General features: G+C 69.3%; 17 protein-coding genes. 8 read left to right on the forward strand and 9 right to left on the reverse strand.

Features of this window, described 5'->3' with window-relative positions:
- From manA to N416_RS0107245, 4 genes are read right to left on the reverse strand one after another with little or no spacing between them, the layout of a single operon-like run.
- Nucleotides 1-1,254 (reverse strand): mannose-6-phosphate isomerase, class I, encoded by a 1,254-nt coding sequence (gene manA, locus N416_RS0107230; protein ID WP_024441449.1) that lies wholly within the window; start codon nucleotides 1,252-1,254, stop codon nucleotides 1-3.
- Nucleotides 1,255-1,262: 8 nt separating this feature from the next.
- Nucleotides 1,263-2,399 carry a hypothetical protein gene (locus tag N416_RS0107235; protein WP_024441450.1) on the reverse strand — a complete coding sequence of 379 codons (1,137 nt, stop codon included), beginning with the start codon at nucleotides 2,397-2,399 and terminating at the stop codon, nucleotides 1,263-1,265.
- On the reverse strand, nucleotides 2,396-3,793 hold the full coding sequence (locus N416_RS0107240; RefSeq protein ID WP_024441451.1) for a phosphomannomutase/phosphoglucomutase: 1,398 nt from the start codon (nucleotides 3,791-3,793) through the stop codon (nucleotides 2,396-2,398). Before N416_RS0107240 ends, N416_RS0107235 begins: the two co-directional genes overlap by 4 nt.
- 58 nt (nucleotides 3,794-3,851) lie before the next feature.
- Nucleotides 3,852-4,292 carry a DUF3499 domain-containing protein gene (locus tag N416_RS0107245; protein ID WP_081654487.1) on the reverse strand — a complete coding sequence of 147 codons (441 nt, stop codon included), beginning with the start codon at nucleotides 4,290-4,292 and terminating at the stop codon, nucleotides 3,852-3,854.
- Between the two features lie 93 nt (nucleotides 4,293-4,385).
- Between N416_RS0107245 and N416_RS0107250 the strand changes: the two genes are divergently transcribed.
- A complete protein-coding gene (locus tag N416_RS0107250) occupies nucleotides 4,386-4,838 on the forward strand; it encodes a metallopeptidase family protein (protein WP_046285013.1) in 453 nt (150 codons plus the stop codon).
- A 33-nt stretch (nucleotides 4,839-4,871) separates the two neighbouring features.
- On the opposite strand, the gene N416_RS0107255 is transcribed toward N416_RS0107250, so the two are convergent.
- The gene (locus tag N416_RS0107255; protein WP_024441454.1) at nucleotides 4,872-5,267 is read right to left on the reverse strand and encodes a WhiB family transcriptional regulator; all 396 of its coding nucleotides are present in this window, start codon (nucleotides 5,265-5,267) and stop codon (nucleotides 4,872-4,874) included.
- A 345-nt stretch (nucleotides 5,268-5,612) separates the two neighbouring features.
- Between N416_RS0107255 and cofD the strand changes: the two genes are divergently transcribed.
- From cofD to N416_RS21390, 3 genes are read left to right on the forward strand one after another with little or no spacing between them, the layout of a single operon-like run.
- Nucleotides 5,613-6,620, forward strand: coding sequence for a 2-phospho-L-lactate transferase (cofD, locus tag N416_RS0107260; protein WP_024441455.1), 1,008 nt, complete (start codon nucleotides 5,613-5,615; stop codon nucleotides 6,618-6,620).
- Nucleotides 6,617-7,966, forward strand: coding sequence for a coenzyme F420-0:L-glutamate ligase (locus tag N416_RS0107265; RefSeq protein ID WP_024441456.1), 1,350 nt, complete (start codon nucleotides 6,617-6,619; stop codon nucleotides 7,964-7,966). The genes cofD and N416_RS0107265 overlap by 4 nt, the downstream gene beginning before the upstream one ends.
- Nucleotides 7,963-8,496 carry an NUDIX hydrolase gene (locus N416_RS21390; RefSeq protein ID WP_036457499.1) on the forward strand — a complete coding sequence of 178 codons (534 nt, stop codon included), beginning with the start codon at nucleotides 7,963-7,965 and terminating at the stop codon, nucleotides 8,494-8,496. Before N416_RS0107265 ends, N416_RS21390 begins: the two co-directional genes overlap by 4 nt.
- A gap of 10 nt (nucleotides 8,497-8,506) precedes the next feature.
- Here the strand turns inward: N416_RS21390 and N416_RS0107275 are convergent, their stop codons facing one another.
- The 4 genes from N416_RS0107275 to rfbD form a co-directional block, all read right to left on the reverse strand.
- Complete coding sequence (locus N416_RS0107275) at nucleotides 8,507-8,863, reverse strand: hypothetical protein (RefSeq protein ID WP_024441457.1); 357 nt, start codon at nucleotides 8,861-8,863, stop codon at nucleotides 8,507-8,509.
- Between the two features lie 90 nt (nucleotides 8,864-8,953).
- Complete coding sequence (locus tag N416_RS0107280) at nucleotides 8,954-10,027, reverse strand: sugar phosphate nucleotidyltransferase (RefSeq protein WP_024441458.1); 1,074 nt, start codon at nucleotides 10,025-10,027, stop codon at nucleotides 8,954-8,956.
- A complete protein-coding gene (locus N416_RS0107285) occupies nucleotides 10,024-10,893 on the reverse strand; it encodes a glycosyltransferase family 2 protein (protein ID WP_192830921.1) in 870 nt (289 codons plus the stop codon). Before N416_RS0107285 ends, N416_RS0107280 begins: the two co-directional genes overlap by 4 nt.
- A 28-nt stretch (nucleotides 10,894-10,921) precedes the next feature.
- Entirely contained in the window at nucleotides 10,922-11,779 is an 858-nt protein-coding gene (gene rfbD / locus N416_RS0107290; RefSeq protein ID WP_036457501.1) for a dTDP-4-dehydrorhamnose reductase, read from the reverse strand.
- A 95-nt stretch (nucleotides 11,780-11,874) separates the two neighbouring features.
- On the opposite strand from rfbD, the gene N416_RS0107295 reads away from it, so the two are divergent.
- From N416_RS0107295 to ctpC, 4 genes are all read left to right on the forward strand, one after another.
- On the forward strand, nucleotides 11,875-13,350 hold the full coding sequence (locus tag N416_RS0107295) for an LCP family protein (RefSeq protein ID WP_024441461.1): 1,476 nt from the start codon (nucleotides 11,875-11,877) through the stop codon (nucleotides 13,348-13,350).
- Nucleotides 13,351-13,360: 10 nt separating this feature from the next.
- Nucleotides 13,361-14,086, forward strand: a complete 726-nt coding sequence (locus N416_RS0107300; protein ID WP_024441462.1) for a TIGR03089 family protein — start codon at nucleotides 13,361-13,363, stop codon at nucleotides 14,084-14,086.
- A 134-nt stretch (nucleotides 14,087-14,220) separates the two neighbouring features.
- Nucleotides 14,221-14,502, forward strand: coding sequence for a DUF1490 family protein (locus tag N416_RS0107305; RefSeq protein ID WP_024441463.1), 282 nt, complete (start codon nucleotides 14,221-14,223; stop codon nucleotides 14,500-14,502).
- A gap of 31 nt (nucleotides 14,503-14,533) precedes the next feature.
- Complete coding sequence (gene ctpC, locus N416_RS0107310) at nucleotides 14,534-16,750, forward strand: manganese-exporting P-type ATPase CtpC (RefSeq protein WP_051190206.1); 2,217 nt, start codon at nucleotides 14,534-14,536, stop codon at nucleotides 16,748-16,750.
- Nucleotides 16,751-16,841 lie beyond the last annotated feature (91 nt).

Below are 16,841 nucleotides of genomic sequence, written 5' to 3' on the forward strand. Positions count from 1 at the left end.
CTAGAGGCCTATCGTCGCCCGGAACAGGGCGGCCGGTTTTTGGGCGAGCAGCCGGATCGGCCCGTCGTCGCAGGGCACCCAGGCCGACTCGCCGCGGTGCAACGTCAGCGTCTTGGACTTGGCGTGCACGGTGATCACGCCCTCGGTGCACAGCAGAATCTGCGGACCGTCGTGGCGCGCGGGCGCGTCCACCTCGTGACCGAGGTGGCTGCCGTCGAGCGTCAGTCGCGACACCGCGAATTCCTCGGCGGGTGTCCGGTAGACCAGCTCGAGTCCCTCGGTATGGGTGGCCGGTCGCAGCGCCTCCTCCGTGGTGGGGGTGAAATCCAGCACCCGCAGCAGCTCGGGGACGTCGACGTGTTTGGGGGTCAGTCCGCCACGCAGCACGTTGTCGGAGTTGGCCATCACCTCCAGACCCACGCCATGCAGGTAGGTGTGCAGGTTTCCGGCCGAGACGAAGATGGCCTCTCCCGGCGCCAGGCTGATCCGGTTGAGCAGCAGCGAAGCCAGGACACCGGCATCCCCGGGATACCGCTCCCCCAGTTCGAGCACCGTCTTGGCCTCGGCAGAGAACTCGCCGGCCTCAGAACTGAGGTACTGGATGGCCCCTTCCAGCACCGCGGGCACCAACACGTCCAGATCAGGTTGGGGCGCGGTGATCCACGTGGTGAACAGCGCCCGCAGTCCATCGGCGTCGGACTGCACATCGGATTGACCGTTGCCGGTCTGGCCGCCGAGCAGGTCGATGAACGGGTCCAGGTCGGATACGGCCAGCGCCCTCAGCAGCTCGATGGTGCGCGCCACCGGCCGGAATCCTGCCAGCGCCTCGAACGGCTGCAGCGCCACCAGAAGTTCGGGTTTGTGACTGGTGTCGCGGTAGTTGCGGATCGGCGAGGACACCGGGACCCCGAGCCGCTCCTCACGCTCGTAGCCCTCGATCGCCTGCATGGCACTGGGGTGGGCCTGCAGCGACAGCGGCTCGTCGGCGGCCAGCACCTTGACCAGAAACGGCAGCCGGTCACCGAAGCGCGCCTGAGCCACCGGGCCCAGCTGGCCCTCCGGGTCGTGAGTCAGGACGTTGAGCAACGACACCTCGCCGGTGTCGGTCTCCAGGCAGGCCGGGTCCCCCGGGTGTGCCCCCAGCCAAAGCTCGGCTTCGGGATGCGCCGCCGGAACGGGCCGACCGGTGAACTCGGCGATAGCAGTCCTCGAGCCCCAGGCGTAGGTCCGTATCGCACCGCGTAGCTGTTCCACTGTTCCCGTCAACCCCGCAAAAGTCTCACGTAGGCGGCGGCCATCTCCAACCGCACGGCCAACACCGCAAGCTGCTGTTCGGCCCGGCCCGGACCGCTCGGCGACAGCTCCCCCGCCGGCACAGTCAGGCTCGCGGCTTCCGCCGAGGCACCCGGTGCCACCGGCACATCCCCGGCTGCGATCAGATCGACGTCGTGCAGGCCGTTGATTCGGGCCGCCACCACGGTGCGTTCGGCGGCCAACGTCAGGGCCAGTACTCGCAGCCGTCCGGCGGCCGGTCCGTCGATCTGCTCGTCGTGAAAGATGTCGGAGACGTCGCGGCCACCGGCGGCCTGCGCCCGCAGCACGCTCACCGCGTCGGCCAGCCCGGCCGCCGCTACCGTGATCCGACCGATCCGCAGCATCGCCGCGCTGCCGTGCCGAGCCAGCGCCAGGGTCGCCGCGCAGTCGCCGGCCAACGCGACCTCGCGGCCCACGATGCGGTCCGCCAGCATCTTCGCCGGGTTGGTGAACAGCTCACGCGCGGCACTGTTGCGCAGCGCCTCGGCGTCGAGCTCGTCGGCCAGCACGGCCAAGTCGGTCGGTGCGGCCGCACCCTCCAGGGCATCCATGATGGCCAGCCCGGCGGCCAGGTAGCGCGGCAGACCGAACTCCGCCGAGACGGCGATCCGCGGTTCCAGCACGGCGACCCGGCCGGCGGTGGCGTCGCGCAGCGGCCCTTCGTAGGGCGCGACCACCACGACTCGCGCGCCGCGACGTACCCCGGCCGCGGCCGCGGCGACCAGCGCGGGATCGCCCGGATCGTCGCCGGCAACGATCAGGGCGTCCAGCGATCCGATCCAGGACGGGGCCTCGGCGGCCAGCACCAGCGGTGCCCGCGCCGACTCGCCGCGGGTAGCGGCCAGCAGGCTCCCTGCCGTGGCCGCGGTGCCGCGGGTGGACAGCCAGATGATCGTCCGCGGCGGGTAGTCACGGCTCTCGCTGCGCACGGCATCCAGGGCACCCTCATCGACCGTCGCGGCGGTAGCGCGCACCTGTGCGCCGGCCATCGATGCGGCCCACAGTGCGCCGTCACGGTCAGCCGCCAGCAGGGCCTCGGTGTCATCGAGGTCGACGGTGGAGAAGGAGCCGGAGAACGCGGTCACGGACGCGACTTCTCCGCAGCGGTGATCTGTTCGGAGACTTGGGCCACCACCGCGTCCACCGCGGCGGCGTCGGGCGCCTCGACGTTGAGCCGCAACAGCGGCTCGGTGTTGGAGCTGCGCAGGTTGAACCAGCTGCCCGAACCCAGCTCGACGGTCACGCCGTCGAGGTGGTCCACCGACGACACCTGGTCACCGAACGACCCGACCACCGCGTCCACGCAGGCCTGCGCATCGGAGACGGTGAAGTTGATCTCGCCGGACGCCGCGTAGCGCTGGTAGTCGGCGGTCAGCTCCGACAACGGCCGCTGCTGTTCGCCGAGCGCGGCCAGTACGTGCAGGGCCGCCAGCATGCCCGAGTCGGCGCCCCAGAATTCCCGGAAGTAGTAGTGCGCCGAGTGCTCCCCGCCGAAGATGGCCCCGGTCTCGGCCATCAGCGCCTTGATGTAGGAGTGTCCGACCCGCGACCGCAGCGGGGTGCCGCCGCGCTCGCTGACCAGTTCGGGCACGGCATGCGAGGTGATCAGGTTGTGGATCACCGTCGCACCGGGCTCGCGGGCCAATTCACGGGCCGCGACCAGGCCGGTCACCGCCGATGGCGACACCGGCTCGCCGCGCTCGTCGACCACGAAGCACCGGTCGGCGTCGCCGTCGAAGGCCAGTCCGATGTCGGCGCCGCTCTCGCGCACGAACGTCTGCAGATCAACGAGGTTGGCCGGATCCAGCGGGTTGGCCTCGTGGTTGGGAAAGTTGCCGTCCAACTCGAAGTACAGCGGCAGCAGTGTGATACCCCCGACCGAGCCGAACACCGCCGGGGCGGTGTGGCCGGCCATCCCGTTGCCGGCGTCGACGGCCACACGCAGCGGCCGCAGGCCGGAGATGTCGACCAGCGAGTGCAGGAATGCCGCATAGTCGGCGAGCACGTCACGGTCGGTGATGCTGCCGCGCGATTCTTGGCCGTCGCCAGCCGGATCGACGCCGGCGATCAGCTCATCGCGGATCCGGCCCAGGCCGCTGTCAGCGCCCACCGGCTTGGCACCGGCCCGGCAGAGCTTGATGCCGTTGTAGGCCGCCGGGTTATGGCTGGCAGTGAACATCGCACCCGGGCAGTCCAGCGCCCCGGAGGCGAAATAGAGCTGGTCGGTCGACGCCAGCCCGATCCGGACCACATCCAGGCCGCGGGCGATCACGCCTTCGGCGAACGCCGCAGACAGCAGTGGCGAACTGTCCCGCATGTCGTGGCCGATCACCACTTGGTGGGCGCCTTCCTCGGCCATCAGCCGGGCAAACGAGGACCCGACCTCAGTGACGAGGGATTCATCGATCTCCGAACCGACCAGGCCGCGTACGTCGTACGCCTTGATCACACGGTGGACAGCCGCAGCGGGCCGAGACATGGACAGGGCTCCTGACGCAGTGGACTCTTGACGCTCAAGCCTAGCCCGGAACCCGCGATCAGTCCGAAGGGTCTGGCAACACACGCAGGTGGCCACGACGCCGGCCATTGGTCTTGCCCGGTGCCCCGGGCGGTGCCAGCACACCACCACCGGGTCCGGCGGTGGGCGCTCCGCGGGTCGGGGAGTCGATCGGATTGGCCTGGGGGTACCACCCGTTTGCCGGGGCCGCCCGCCCGGATTCGCGCTCGCGAACCGCCTCGGCAAGCGCGATCAGATCATCCTCTTCAGGCGATACCCACGGGCCGGGGTGGCGGACCAGTTCCCAACCGCGCGGGGCGGTGATCCGGCCTGCGTGACTGAAGCACAAGTCCCAGGAATGCGGTTCAGCGGCAGTCGCCAGCGGGCCGACCACGGCGGTGGAGTCCGAGTAGACGAACGTCAGCGTCGCCACCGCATAGTGCGGACACCCTGGCCGGCAGCAACGGCGGGGAACGTTCACGCCCGTGAGGCTATCGTGGCCGCGCGCCCCCGCGCCGCCGGACACGCGCAAGGCGCCGGCACCCTATGCACAACCGTTACCATCTTCTGCGTGATCGCCACGCGTCGCCGCTGGCGCGGCCGCGAAACCCGCGGGCCGCTGTTGCCGCCCACCGTTCCAGGCTGGCGCACCCGCGCCGAACGGTTCGACATGGCCGTGCTGGAGGCCTACGAGCCCATCGAGCAACGGTGGAAGCAACGGCTGACGGCGCTCGATGTCGCGGTCGATGAGATCCCGCGGATCGCCGCCAAGGATCCCGACAGTGTGCAGTGGCCCCCAGAAGTGGTCGCGGACGGGCCAATTCCGCTGGCCCGTTTGATTCCCGCCGGGGTGGATGTGCGGGGAAATCCGACACGCGCCCGAATCTTGCTGTTCCGCAAGCCGATCGAGCAACGCGCAAACGACAGCACAGAGCTCGGTGATTTATTGCACGAGATCTTGGTGGCCCAAGTCGCCACCTATTTGGATGTCGAGCCCACCGTCATCGACCCGACGATCGACGACTAGGACCGATCGGTCACACTCGTCGCAGAGCGGGAATCAGATGATGCCGCGCTTGAGGCGGCGGCGCTCACGCTCGGAAAGCCCGCCCCAGATACCGAAACGCTCGTCGTGCGCCAAGGCGTACTCCAGGCACTCGCTGCGAACCGAGCATCGCTGGCAGATCTTCTTGGCCTCGCGAGTCGAACCGCCCTTCTCCGGAAAGAACGCCTCGGGGTCGGTCTGCGAGCACAGGGCACGGTCCTGCCACTGCTCATTGGTGGCCGTCGCGGGGTCGAACGGGTCGAACTCGTCGTAGTCCTCCGGCTCGGGAACCAGACTCAGATGTGGTCGACTGGGCATCGCCTCCAGCCCGCTCGGCCCAGCCATTTCAGCCATTTCGGCACCGGCGTGCGATGCTCCTCCCATCACGCCCCAAAGGTGCTCATAGGACATGCTCCGCCTCCTCACCTGTAGCGCGATCCTGATATGTCGGCCGAATCCAAGATATTGACCATCTCGATTCGAACATGTGATCGAATCTCGGTCTGCGGCACCGAAATCGGCTGGCCAACCGGGAAATGACACTAGTGTGATTAGACACGGGTTGATCAGCCCGGTCAAGCTGATTGGCCAAATTCCTTACCATCTCGTGATCGATTTCCAACGTGTCCGAGACCGGCGAGTCCCTGTCATCTACCCCACACCCGCGTCTCGGCGTGTCTTACCGTGCCCCCGATGCAGCGACGACGGCGGTCCGCCACACCGGCGGCGGCGGCGCCAAAGGTACTGTCGTGCGCTGTGAAGGTCACCGTTCTCGTCGGAGGGGTCGGCGGCGCCCGATTCCTGCTCGGCGTCCAGAAACTACTGGGTCTGGGCCAATTCGCCGAATCCCCGGCTGACAACGGGGCCGACGCGCACGAGCTGACCGCGATCGTCAACGTCGGCGACGATGCCTGGATGCACGGTGTGCGCATCTGCCCCGATCTGGACACCTGCATGTACACCCTGGGCGGCGGCGTGGATGCCGAACGCGGCTGGGGGCATCGCGACGAAACCTGGCATGCCATGGAGGAGTTGGGCCGCTACGGAATGCAGCCCGACTGGTTCGGTCTCGGCGACCGCGACCTGGCCACCCACCTGGTCCGCACCCAGTCGCTGCGCGCCGGTTACCCGCTGACCGAGGTGACTTCGGCGCTGTGCGAGCGCTGGCAGCCCGGCGCGCGACTGCTGCCGGTCACCAACGACAGTTGCGAAACCCACGTCGTCATCACCGATCCGGCCGACAACACCCAGCGCGCGATCCACTTTCAGGAGTGGTGGGTGCGCTACCGTGCCCAAGTTCCCACCCACGGGTTCGGCTTCGTGGGCGCAGAGAAGGCCACCGCCACAACCGAAGTCGTCGACGCCATCGCCGGCGCCGACATCGTGCTGCTGGCCCCCTCGAATCCGGTGGTCAGCATCGGCGCCATCCTGGCCGTTCCGGGTGTCCGCGCGGCCCTGCGCTCCACGGCGGCACCGGTCGTCGGCTACTCCCCGATCATCGCCGGAAAGCCGTTGCGCGGTATGGCCGATGTCTGCCTGAGCGTGATCGGCTTGGACTCCACCTCCCGAGCCGTCGGCGAGCACTACGGCGCCCGCAGCGGCACCGGGATCTTGGACTACTGGCTGGTGCACGAGGGCGAGTCCCCCGACACACCCGACATCGCCGGCGTCACCGTTCGCGCCGCCCCGCTGTTGATGACCGATCCGGCGGCCACGGCCCAAATGGTCCGCACCGGACTGGAGCTAGCGGGGGTGTCACCATAAAGGGGCAGGGCGAGCACGGCAGCGCCGCCAAGGTCGAGATCCTGCCGGTGACCGGATTGGGCGAGTTCCGGCCCGGCGACGATCTCGCGTCCGTGCTGGCCCAGGCCGCACCGTGGCTGGCCGACGGCGACATCGTGGTCGTCACCAGCAAGGTGGTGTCCAAGTGCGAGGGCCGCATCGTGCCGGCGCCGCACGACGCCGAGGCGCGTGATGCGCTGCGCCGCCAACTGGTCGAGGCCGAGGCGGTACGCGTACTGGCCCGCAAGGGCCGCACCTGGATCACCGAGAACCGCCTGGGACTGGTGCAGGCGGCCGCCGGTGTGGACGGCTCCAACGTCGGCTCCGACGAACTCGCGCTGTTGCCGGTCGATCCCGACGGCAGCGCCGCCGCGTTGCGCGCCGGACTGGCCGAGCGTCTGGGCGTCAGCGTGGCGGTGCTGATCACCGACACCATGGGCCGGGCCTGGCGCAACGGCCAGATCGACGTCGCGATCGGCGCGTCGGGCCTGTCGGTGCTCAACGGCTACGCCGGGTCAGTCGACCGACACGGCAACGAATTGGTGGTCACCGAAGTCGCCGTCGCTGACGAACTCGCCGCGGCTGCCGACCTGGTGAAGGGCAAGCTCACCGATATTCCGGTGGCGGTGGTGCGTGGCGTCAGCAGCCCCGACAACGGTTCCACCGCAGCAGCACTGGTGCGTTCCGGCTCCGAGGACCTGTTCTGGCTCGGGACCGCCGAGGCCATCGAGGCGGGACGCGGGCAGGCTCAGCTGCTGCGCCGCTCCGTGCGCAGGTTCGCCGGGGAACCCGTTCCGGCGCACCTGATCACTGATGCCATGGCCGAGGCCCTGACCGCCCCGGCGCCGCATCACACCCGCCCGGTCCGGTTCGTGTGGCTGCAGACTCCGAGCGTGCGCACTCGGCTGCTCGATGCCATGGCACAGCAGTGGCGATCCGACTTGGCCGGCGACGGCAGATCGCCTGAGTCCATTGACGCCCGGGTCTCGCGTGGCCAGATCCTTTACGACGCACCTGAAGTCGTCATCCCGATGATGGTGCCCGACGGCGCCCACCACTATCCGGACGCCGCCCGCACCGCCGCCGAGCACACCATGTTCACGGTCGCCGTCGGTGCCGCCGTCCAAGGCCTGTTGGTGGCGCTGGCGGTCCGTGGCGTAGGCAGCTGCTGGATCGGTTCGACCATCTTCACCCCCGAGTTGGTCCGCACCGAACTGGATCTGCCGCCCGACTGGGAACCCCTGGGCGCCATCGCGATCGGCTACCCCACCGAGCCGCCCGAACCCCGCGAACCGGCCGACATCGGCGACCTGCTGGTGCGGCGATGATTCTGCACGAGTCCGCTGTAACAACGCTGAGTGGTTGGACCGCACCAGATTCCGCGCAAGATTCGCTCCGGCATGCGGTGCTGGCGTTTCTGGCGGCCCGCCCCGACGCGTGCCGGCGCGAATGCGTTCCCGGCCACATCACCGCTTCCACCCTGGTGCTCGACCACACCGGTGAGCACGCGCTACTCACGCTGCACCCGCGGGTGGGCCGCTGGCTGCAGCTCGGAGGTCATTGCGAGGACACCGACGCCGACATCCGCGCAGCCGCGCTGCGCGAGGCCACCGAGGAATCCGGCATCACCGGCCTGCGACTGGATCCGGCGCTGGCGGCCGTACACGTGCATCCGGTGACCTGCTCACTGGGTGTGCCGACCCGGCACCTGGACCTGCAATTCGTGGCGCATGCGCCCACGAACGCACAGATCGGGATCAGCGACGAGTCGCTTGCGCTGCGCTGGTGGCCGGTCGACGGCCTACCGCCGGACACCGACGACGCCCTGGCGCATCTGGTGGCGCGGGCCGTCGGATAGGCCCCCGGGCTCACTGGGAGTCGTTTACCCGCGTCCAGGGTTGGCAGTTCTGTGACTCGAAGGCCTTGACCGTGACGGGAATGCTCGCGTACATCGGGCCGATTGACGTGTTCGTCTGGACCACATGGTCCTTGGCCGCATCGGGTGTGCTGTAGGTGAACCAGGAACACATCGATTCCTGGGTCGGCACGTTGTTGATCCACACGCCGAAAGCCGAACCCGACCCACCGGTGTGATAGAGGCCCGGTGCGATGTCGGTTCCGACCTGAAAGACCCCGTTACCGGGAATCGGGTCCAGCGGGTCTGCAGCGGCCGGCGCCGCCATGGCGACTGCGGCCAGGCACGCGACGAAGGCTCTGGTGAACATGGTTATGACTATCCACCGTTGACTCGGCGTCCATGGCGGAAAAGCGCGAGATGGGTGCGCCGTTGAGCGCAGAGTCAGCGCGAAAACGGCTCAGACGTCGCTGGAGTAGCGGATCCCGCAGTCCGGGATCGACACCCCGGGCCACACCCGGGCCCCGCGCAGCAATTCGCAGCGCGCCCCGATGTCGGCGCCGTCGCCGATCACCCCGTCGCGAATCAACGCCCGCGGCCCGATGCGAGCGCCGAAGCCGATGATCGATCGTTCGATCACGCTGCCGGCCTCGACTTTCACCCCGTCGAAGATCACCGCGCCGTCGAGGCGGGCACCCGGGCCGATCTCAGCACCCCGGCCCACGACGGTCCCGCCGATCAGCACCGCACCGGGCGCCACCGAGGCACCGTCGTGCACCAGTGCCTCACCGCGCTTGCCGCCCAGCGCCGGTGACGGCGCGATGCCGCGCACCAGGTCCGCCGAACCGCGTACGAAATCCTCCGGCGTGCCCATGTCGCGCCAATAGCTGGTGTCGACGTAGCCGCAGACCAACACGGCGTCGGCCAGCAGCGCGGGAAACACCTCGCGCTCCACCGAAACCGGGCGGCCGCGCGGGATGCGGTCGATGACGCCGCGGGAGAGCACGTAGCAACCGGCGTTGATCTGGTCGGTCGGCGGGTCTTCGGTCTTCTCCAGGAATGCGGTGACCCGCCCGTCGTCGGTGGGCACGCAACCGAAGGCCCGTGGGTCGCCGACACGCACCAGGTGCAGGGTGGCCTCGGCGCCCTGCTCCCGGTGGTAGGCGTGCAGTTCGGTCAGATCAGCCCCGGACAGCACATCACCGTTGAACACCATCGCGGTGTCATGGCGCAGCTTGGGGGCGACGTTGGCGATACCGCCGCCGGTGCCCAGCGGCTCATCCTCGGTCACGTAGTCGATCTGCAGGCCCAGCGCCGAGCCGTCGCCGAATTCCTCGGCGAACACCTCCGGCTTATACGACGTGCTGAGGATGACGTGCTCGATGCCGGCGGCAGCGATCCGCGACAGCAGGTGCGTCAGGAAGGGCAGACCCGCGGTCGGCAGCATCGGCTTGGGGGCCGACAGCGTCAGCGGCCGCAGCCGGGTGCCCTTGCCGCCGACGAGGACCACCGCATCGAGTTGGCTCAGTGTCACGGGTGTCCCTTCGTCAATTTGCGGCGGGCGTTGCGCACCGCCAGGTGTGAGCGCACCGCCAGCGCGCCGCGCATGCTCCAGCGCAACGGGGCCCGCCACCAGCCGGTGTGCCGGTCGGCGAGGTAGGTGTAGGTGCTGCGATGGTGCGCGGCCAGGTTGCGTGCGGGGTCCTTGCCGGTGGCGTGACCCTTCTGGTGCAACACCTCGGCCGTGGGCACGTAGACGTTGAGCCAACCGGCCTTGGCCAGCCGGTCGCCCAAGTCGACGTCCTCCATATAGAGGAAGTAGCGCTCGTCGAAGCCGCCGACCGCGTCGAACGCGGCCCGGCGCACCAGCAGGCAGGCGCCCGAGAGCCACCCGACCGGCCGTTCGCTGGGCTCCAGCCGTTCCTGCCGATAGGCGCGGGTCCACGGATTGTTGGGCCACACCGGACCGACCACCGCGTGCATGCCGCCGCGGATCAGGCTGGGCAGGTGGCGCGCCGAGGGATACACCGAACCGTCCGGCTCCCGGATCAACGGTCCCAGCGTCGCCGCCTGCGGCCACCGGGCCGCCGCATCCAGCAGGGCCTCGATGCTGCCCGGACCCCACTGCACATCGGGGTTGGCCACGATCAGAAATTCGCTGCGCTCGCCGCCCTCGGCGTCCAGCAGAGCCACCCCGGCGTTGACCGCTCCGCCGTAGCCCAGGTTGGCCCCGGTATGCAGCAACTGCACGTTGGGATAGCGCTGCTCGGCCTCCTCCGGCGAGCCGTCGGTGGATCCGTTGTCGGCCATCACCACCCGCACCGGACGGTCGGTCGCCAGCGCCAGCGACGCCAGGAATCGGTCCAGATGCCATCCCGGCGAATAGGTCACCGTCACCACCGGTAGGGCCTCACTCACGGCCTAGAGGTTATCTGGCCACGGCGGCGGACAATGCATCGCTCCACCGGCGCAGCGGTGCCAGGCCGGCCCGCGCCGACTCGTCGCCCGACAACGCGGAGTAGGCGGGACGGGCCGCCGGGCGCGGATGCACGGCACTGCTGACCGGGTGCACCCGGTCCGGATCGGCGCCGACCGCGGCGAACACCGCGCGGGCCTGTTCGTAGCGGCTCGCGGCACCGGCGTTGGCGGCATGCAACACCCGAGCGCCCGGCGGCGAGGACGCCAGCGCCAGCAGTGCGTCGACGAGATCGCCGACATAGGTCGGGGATCCGATCTGGTCGTCGACCACCTCCACGTCCGCGTCGCCCGCGGCCCGCTCGCGCATCACCGCGACGAAGTCCGAACCACCGGCGGCACCGGTGTAGACCCAGGCGGTGCGCACCACCAGGGCGTCCGGTGAAGCGGCCAGTACCGCGTTCTCACCGGCCAGTTTGGTGCTGCCGTAGACCGACAGTGGCCGGGTGGCGTCTGCCGGTTCGTACGGGCGCGGCGGGTTATCGCCGAAGTCGCCGTCGAAGACGTAGTCGGTGGAGATGTGGATCAGCCGCGCGCCGGCCCGAGTACAGGCGGTCGCAAGGTGGCCCGGTCCGGTCGCGTTGACGGCGTGGGCCCGCTCGGCATCGGTCTCGGCGGCGTCGACTTGGGTGTAGGCCGCACAGTTGATCAGCACGTCGTCGGGCCGCAGGTCCACGGCGTCCACGGCGGCGCCGTCGGTGATGTCGCATTGCGCCGATGTCAGCGCCAGCACGTCATGACCGGTCTCGGCGGCGCGTTTCGCCAGGAAAGTGCCGACTTGGCCGCCTGCGCCGGTGATCACAATCCGCATGAGCGTCGAGCTTAAGCGGCGGCTCCAGCTTCGCTTGCGGGCTGCCACGCCGCGCTCGGCTACCGCCGATACGGCAGTTACGCAAGTAATCTGAAGTGATGCCTGCGCAACGTGTGGTTCGTGTGATTGCCACGGTGGCAGCCGTCGCCATCGTCCTGGGGACCGGGGTGGCCTGGAGCCAAGTCCGGTCGTTCGAGGACGGCATCTTCCACGTCTCGTCGCTGGCGCTGGGCAACGGCGGATCCGACGGCGCGGTCGACATCCTGCTGGTCGGGATGGACAGCCGCACCGACGCCCACGGCAATCCGCTGACGCCGGAAGAGCTGGCCGCGCTGCGCGTCGGCGACGACGAGGCCACCAACACCGACACCATCATCCTGGTCCGGATCCCCAACAGCGGGAAGTCGGCCACCGCGATCTCGATCCCCCGCGACTCCTACGTGGCGGCACCTGGGCTGGACAAGACCAAGATCAACGGCGTGTACGGGGCCACTCGGCTGGAGACCGCCGACGCGCTCGTCGAATCCGGGATGGATCCGATCCAGGCGCAGGCGCGCGGCACCGAGGCGGGCCGCGAGGCCCTGATCAAGACGGTGGCCGATCTGACCGGCGTCACCGTCGACCACTACGCCGAGATCGGACTGCTCGGGTTCGCGTTGATCACCGATGCCCTCGGCGGCGTCGACGTCTGTCTCAAGGAGCCGGTGTATGAAGAGCTCTCCGGCGCGGACTTCCCGGCCGGCTGGCAGCGGCTGGGCGGCGCCCAGGCACTGAGCTTCGTCCGACAGCGCCACGAACTCCCGCACGGCGACCTGGACCGGGTCCGGCGTCAGCAGACGGTGATGGCGTCCCTGGCCCATCAGGTCATCTCCGGCAAGACCCTGTCCAGTCCGGGCACCTTGTCGCGGCTGCAGGCCGCGGTACAGCGGTCGGTGGTGCTGTCGGAGGGCTGGGACGTGATCGACTTCGTCACCAAGGCCCAGGACCTGGCCGCGGGCAAGGTGGCGTTCGCCACGATCCCGGTGCTCGAGGAGGCCGGCTGGAGCGACGACGGTATGCAGAGCGTGGTCCGTGTCGATCCCGACCAGGTAGCTGACTGGGTGGCCGGGCTGCTGCACGATCAGGACGAGGGCAAGACCGAGCAACTGGCCTACAACCCGGAACAGACCACCGCCAGCGTGCTCAACGACACCGACATCAACGGCCTGGCCGCCGCGGTTTCCGGGGTGCTCAACGCCAAGGGGTTCGGCACCGGGTCGGTCGGCAACAACGAGTCCGGACACGTGCCCACCAGCCAGGTGCAGGCAGCGTCGGCTGACGACCCCGGCGCGCTGGCGGTGGCCAGGGACCTGGGCGGCTTGCCGGTGGTGTCCAACGAGTCAGTCCCGACCGGCTCGGTGCGCGTGGTGCTGGCCAACGACTACACCGGGCCCGGATCGGGCCTGGGCTCCGGGGGCGCCAGTGCGCAGGCGGCCGGCATCTTTAGCTACGACGACGACGAGGCGCCCCAAATCCCCGTTGCGTCACCGATTCTGACCGCGGGTTCCAACGACCCACAATGCGTGAACTAACGTCGCTGAGGTGATCAACCTCAGCTCGGCGATCCTTGATCCGATCATGCGCGCCGACCCCGTCGGGCCACGGATCACCTATTACGACGACGCCTCCGGCGAGCGCATCGAGCTGTCCGCGGCGACGCTGGCAAACTGGGCGGCCAAGACCGGCAACCTGCTACGCGACGAGCTCGGCGCCGGAGCCGGCAGTCGTATCGCGGTGTTGTTGCCGTCGCACTGGCAGACCGCGGCGGTGCTGTTCGGTGCCTGGTGGATCGGGGCCGAGGTGCTGCTCGGCGATCCAGGAGACGACTCCGATGTCGCGCTGTGCACTGCCGACCGGCTCGATGAGGCCGACGCGGCGGTGGCTGCCACCGGCGGCGAAGTGGTCGTGTTGTCGCTGGACCCGTTCGGCCGGCCGGCCCCCGACCTGCCGATCGGCGTCACCGACTACGCGACCGCGGTGCGGGTGCACGGCGACCAGATCGACGCCGAACGCGCCCCCGGCCCAGCCCTGGCCGGGGCGTCGCCGGATGACGTGCTGGCCTCGTGTGAGAAGTGCGCGGCAGCATTGGGTTTGACGTCGTCGGATCGGGTGTGGTCGACCGGGGACTGGACCAACCCGACCGAGCTGATCGAGAACATGCTGGCGGTGTTCGCCGTGGGTGGGTCGCTGGTCCAGGTCGCCAATGCCGATCCCGAACTGCAGGAGCGTCGCCGGGCCAGCGAAAAGGTCACCCGCGATCTGGGCTGAACCGCCCGACAGCCATTTCCGTCCCCCATCGGGGGGAAGCAGGCGTCACGCCGGGACCACCAACACATGCATAAATGCTTATATGCTGATACTCTTGCCCGCAAGAACCCGCCGTACGTAAGAGGAGATGACCCATGGCAGTGCAGGGATTGCTGGCGAAAGCGGCGTCGACGGTGTTCACCGGATTGGTCGGCGTCAGCGCCTACGAGGTGGCCCGCCGGGCGCTGGCGAAAGCTCCGCTGCACGAGGCAGCGGTGACGGCTACCGAGTGGAGTCTGCGCGGAACCCGGCGAGCCGAAGAGGTCGCCGAGTCGGCACGACTGAAGGTGGCCGACGTGGTGGCCGAGGCTCGCGAGCGGATCGGCGAGGAGGCCACCCCGCCGGCGGCCGCCGTCGAGCACGACCACGAGCACTGACCGCCCCGCGCCGACGAGGGGGAGCGCAGCGATGAACAGCAGCGGCGCCATAGCGACCGTGCCCGCCGACAACGACGAGCTGACCGTCATTTCCGACGCGGCGGGCCGGATACGGGTGCAGGTGGCGTGGGTGCGCGGCGACTCGCGCCGCGCGGTGGCCGCCGAGGAGTCCGCCGGCCGGGTCCACGGTGTCCGTACCGTGCACGCCTATCCGCGAACCGGATCGGTCGTGGTCTGGTACTCCCCCAAACGCAGTGACACTGCGGAGATCCTCGCGGCGATCGCCTCAGCGGCCACCGTGGCCGCCGAGCTGATCCCCGCCCGCACGCCGCGCTCGGCCGACGTCAGCAACACCGACGTGCTGCGCATGGTGATCGGCGGTGCGGCGCTGGCGCTGCTGGGGATGCGCCGCTACGTCTTCGCCCGGCCGCCGCTGCTGGGACCCAGCGGCCAGCTCGTCGCAACCGGTGCCACTGTCTTCATGGGATACCCCTTCCTGCGGGGCGCGCTGCGCTCCATCCGGTCCGGCCGGGCCGGCACCGACGCTCTGGTGACCGCCGCGACCGTGGCCAGCCTGGTGCTTCGCGAGAACGTGGTGGCGCTGACCGTGCTGTGGTTGCTCAATATCGGTGAGTACCTGCAGGATCTGACGCTGCGCCGCACCCGCCGCGCCATCTCGGATCTGTTGCGCGGCAACCAGGACACCGCCTGGGTCAGGTTGGCCGACGGTACCGAGGTTCAGGTTCCGATCGACACGGTGAAGATCGGCGACGAGGTGATCGTCCACGACCACGTGGCGATCCCGGTCGACGGCGAGATCGTCGACGGGGAAGCCATCGTGGACCAATCCGCCATCACCGGCGAGACGCTGCCGGTCAGCGTGATCGCCGGGGCGCGCGTGCATGCCGGTTCGGTGGTGGTGCGCGGCCGACTGGTGGTCCGGGCCACCGCGGTGGGAAGCCAGACCGTGATCGGCCGCATCATCAGCCGCGTCGAGGAGGCGCAGCATGACCGCGCACCGATCCAGACCGTCGGCGAGAACTTCTCCCGCCGCTTCGTACCGGCCTCGTTCATCCTCTCGGCGATCACCTTGGTGCTCACCGGCGATGTCCGCCGCGCGATGACGATGCTGTTGATCGCCTGCCCCTGCGCGGTGGGGCTGGCCACGCCGACCGCGATCAGCGCGGCGATCGGCAACGGCGCCCGGCGCGGCATCCTGATCAAGGGCGGCTCGCATCTGGAGCAGGCCGGCCGGGTGGACGCGATCGTGTTCGACAAGACCGGCACGTTGACGGTGGGCCGTCCCGTGGTGACCAATATCGTTGCCATCCACAAGGATTGGCAGCCCGAACAGGTGCTCGCCTATGCCGCCAGCTCGGAGTTGCATTCGCGACATCCGTTGGCCGAAGCCGTCATCCGGTCCACCGAGGAACGCCACATCAGCATCCCGCCGCACGAGGAGTGCGAGGTTCTGGTGGGGCTGGGCATTCGCACCTGGGCCGACGGCCGCACCCTGCTGCTGGGCAGCCCGAACCTGCTGCGCTCGGAGAAGGTCCGCATCTCCAAGAAGGCGGCGGACTGGGTCAACAAACTGCGCGCCCAAGCCGAGACTCCGCTGCTGCTGGCGGTCGATGGCACCTTGGTCGGGCTGATCAGTCTGCGCGACGAAGTACGACCCGAGTCGCGTGAGGTGCTGGAAGCATTGCGCGCCAAAGGCGTTCGCCGCATCGTCATGCTCACCGGTGATCACCCGGAGACCGCGGCAGCGGTGGCGACCGAACTCGGCATCGAGGAATGGCGAGCTGAGGTGCTGCCGGAGGACAAGCTGCAGGTGGTCCGTGAGCTGCAGGACGAGGGCTACGTGGTGGGCATGGTCGGTGACGGCGTGAACGACGCACCGGCATTGGCCGCCGCGGACATCGGGATCGCGATGGGGCTGGCCGGTACCGACGTCGCGGTGGAAACCGCCGATGTCGCCCTGGCCAATGACGACCTGCGCCGCCTGCTCGACGTCAGGGACCTGGGCGGACGTGCCGTCGAGGTGATCCGGCAGAACTACGGCATGTCGATCGCGGTCAACGCCGTCGGACTGTTGATCGGCGCCGGCGGTGCGTTGTCACCGGTGCTCGCCGCGATCCTGCACAACGCGTCATCGGTGGCCGTCGTCGCCAACAGTTCGCGGTTGATTCGCTACCGGCTGGGTGTCGAGGCGGCGACGCCGATGGCGTCCGTGCCGTCCGTGCCGTAATCTGTCGTCGTCCCGACTGTTCCTGTCGAGCACCACCACCAGCTCCAGGGCAGTCGGGACTTAGCGTCGGTGGGCGCAACAGCGTTTAGCA

It is taken from the genome of Mycobacterium sp. UM_WGJ (assembly GCF_000455125.1).
GTDB lineage: Bacteria > Actinomycetota > Actinomycetes > Mycobacteriales > Mycobacteriaceae > Mycobacterium.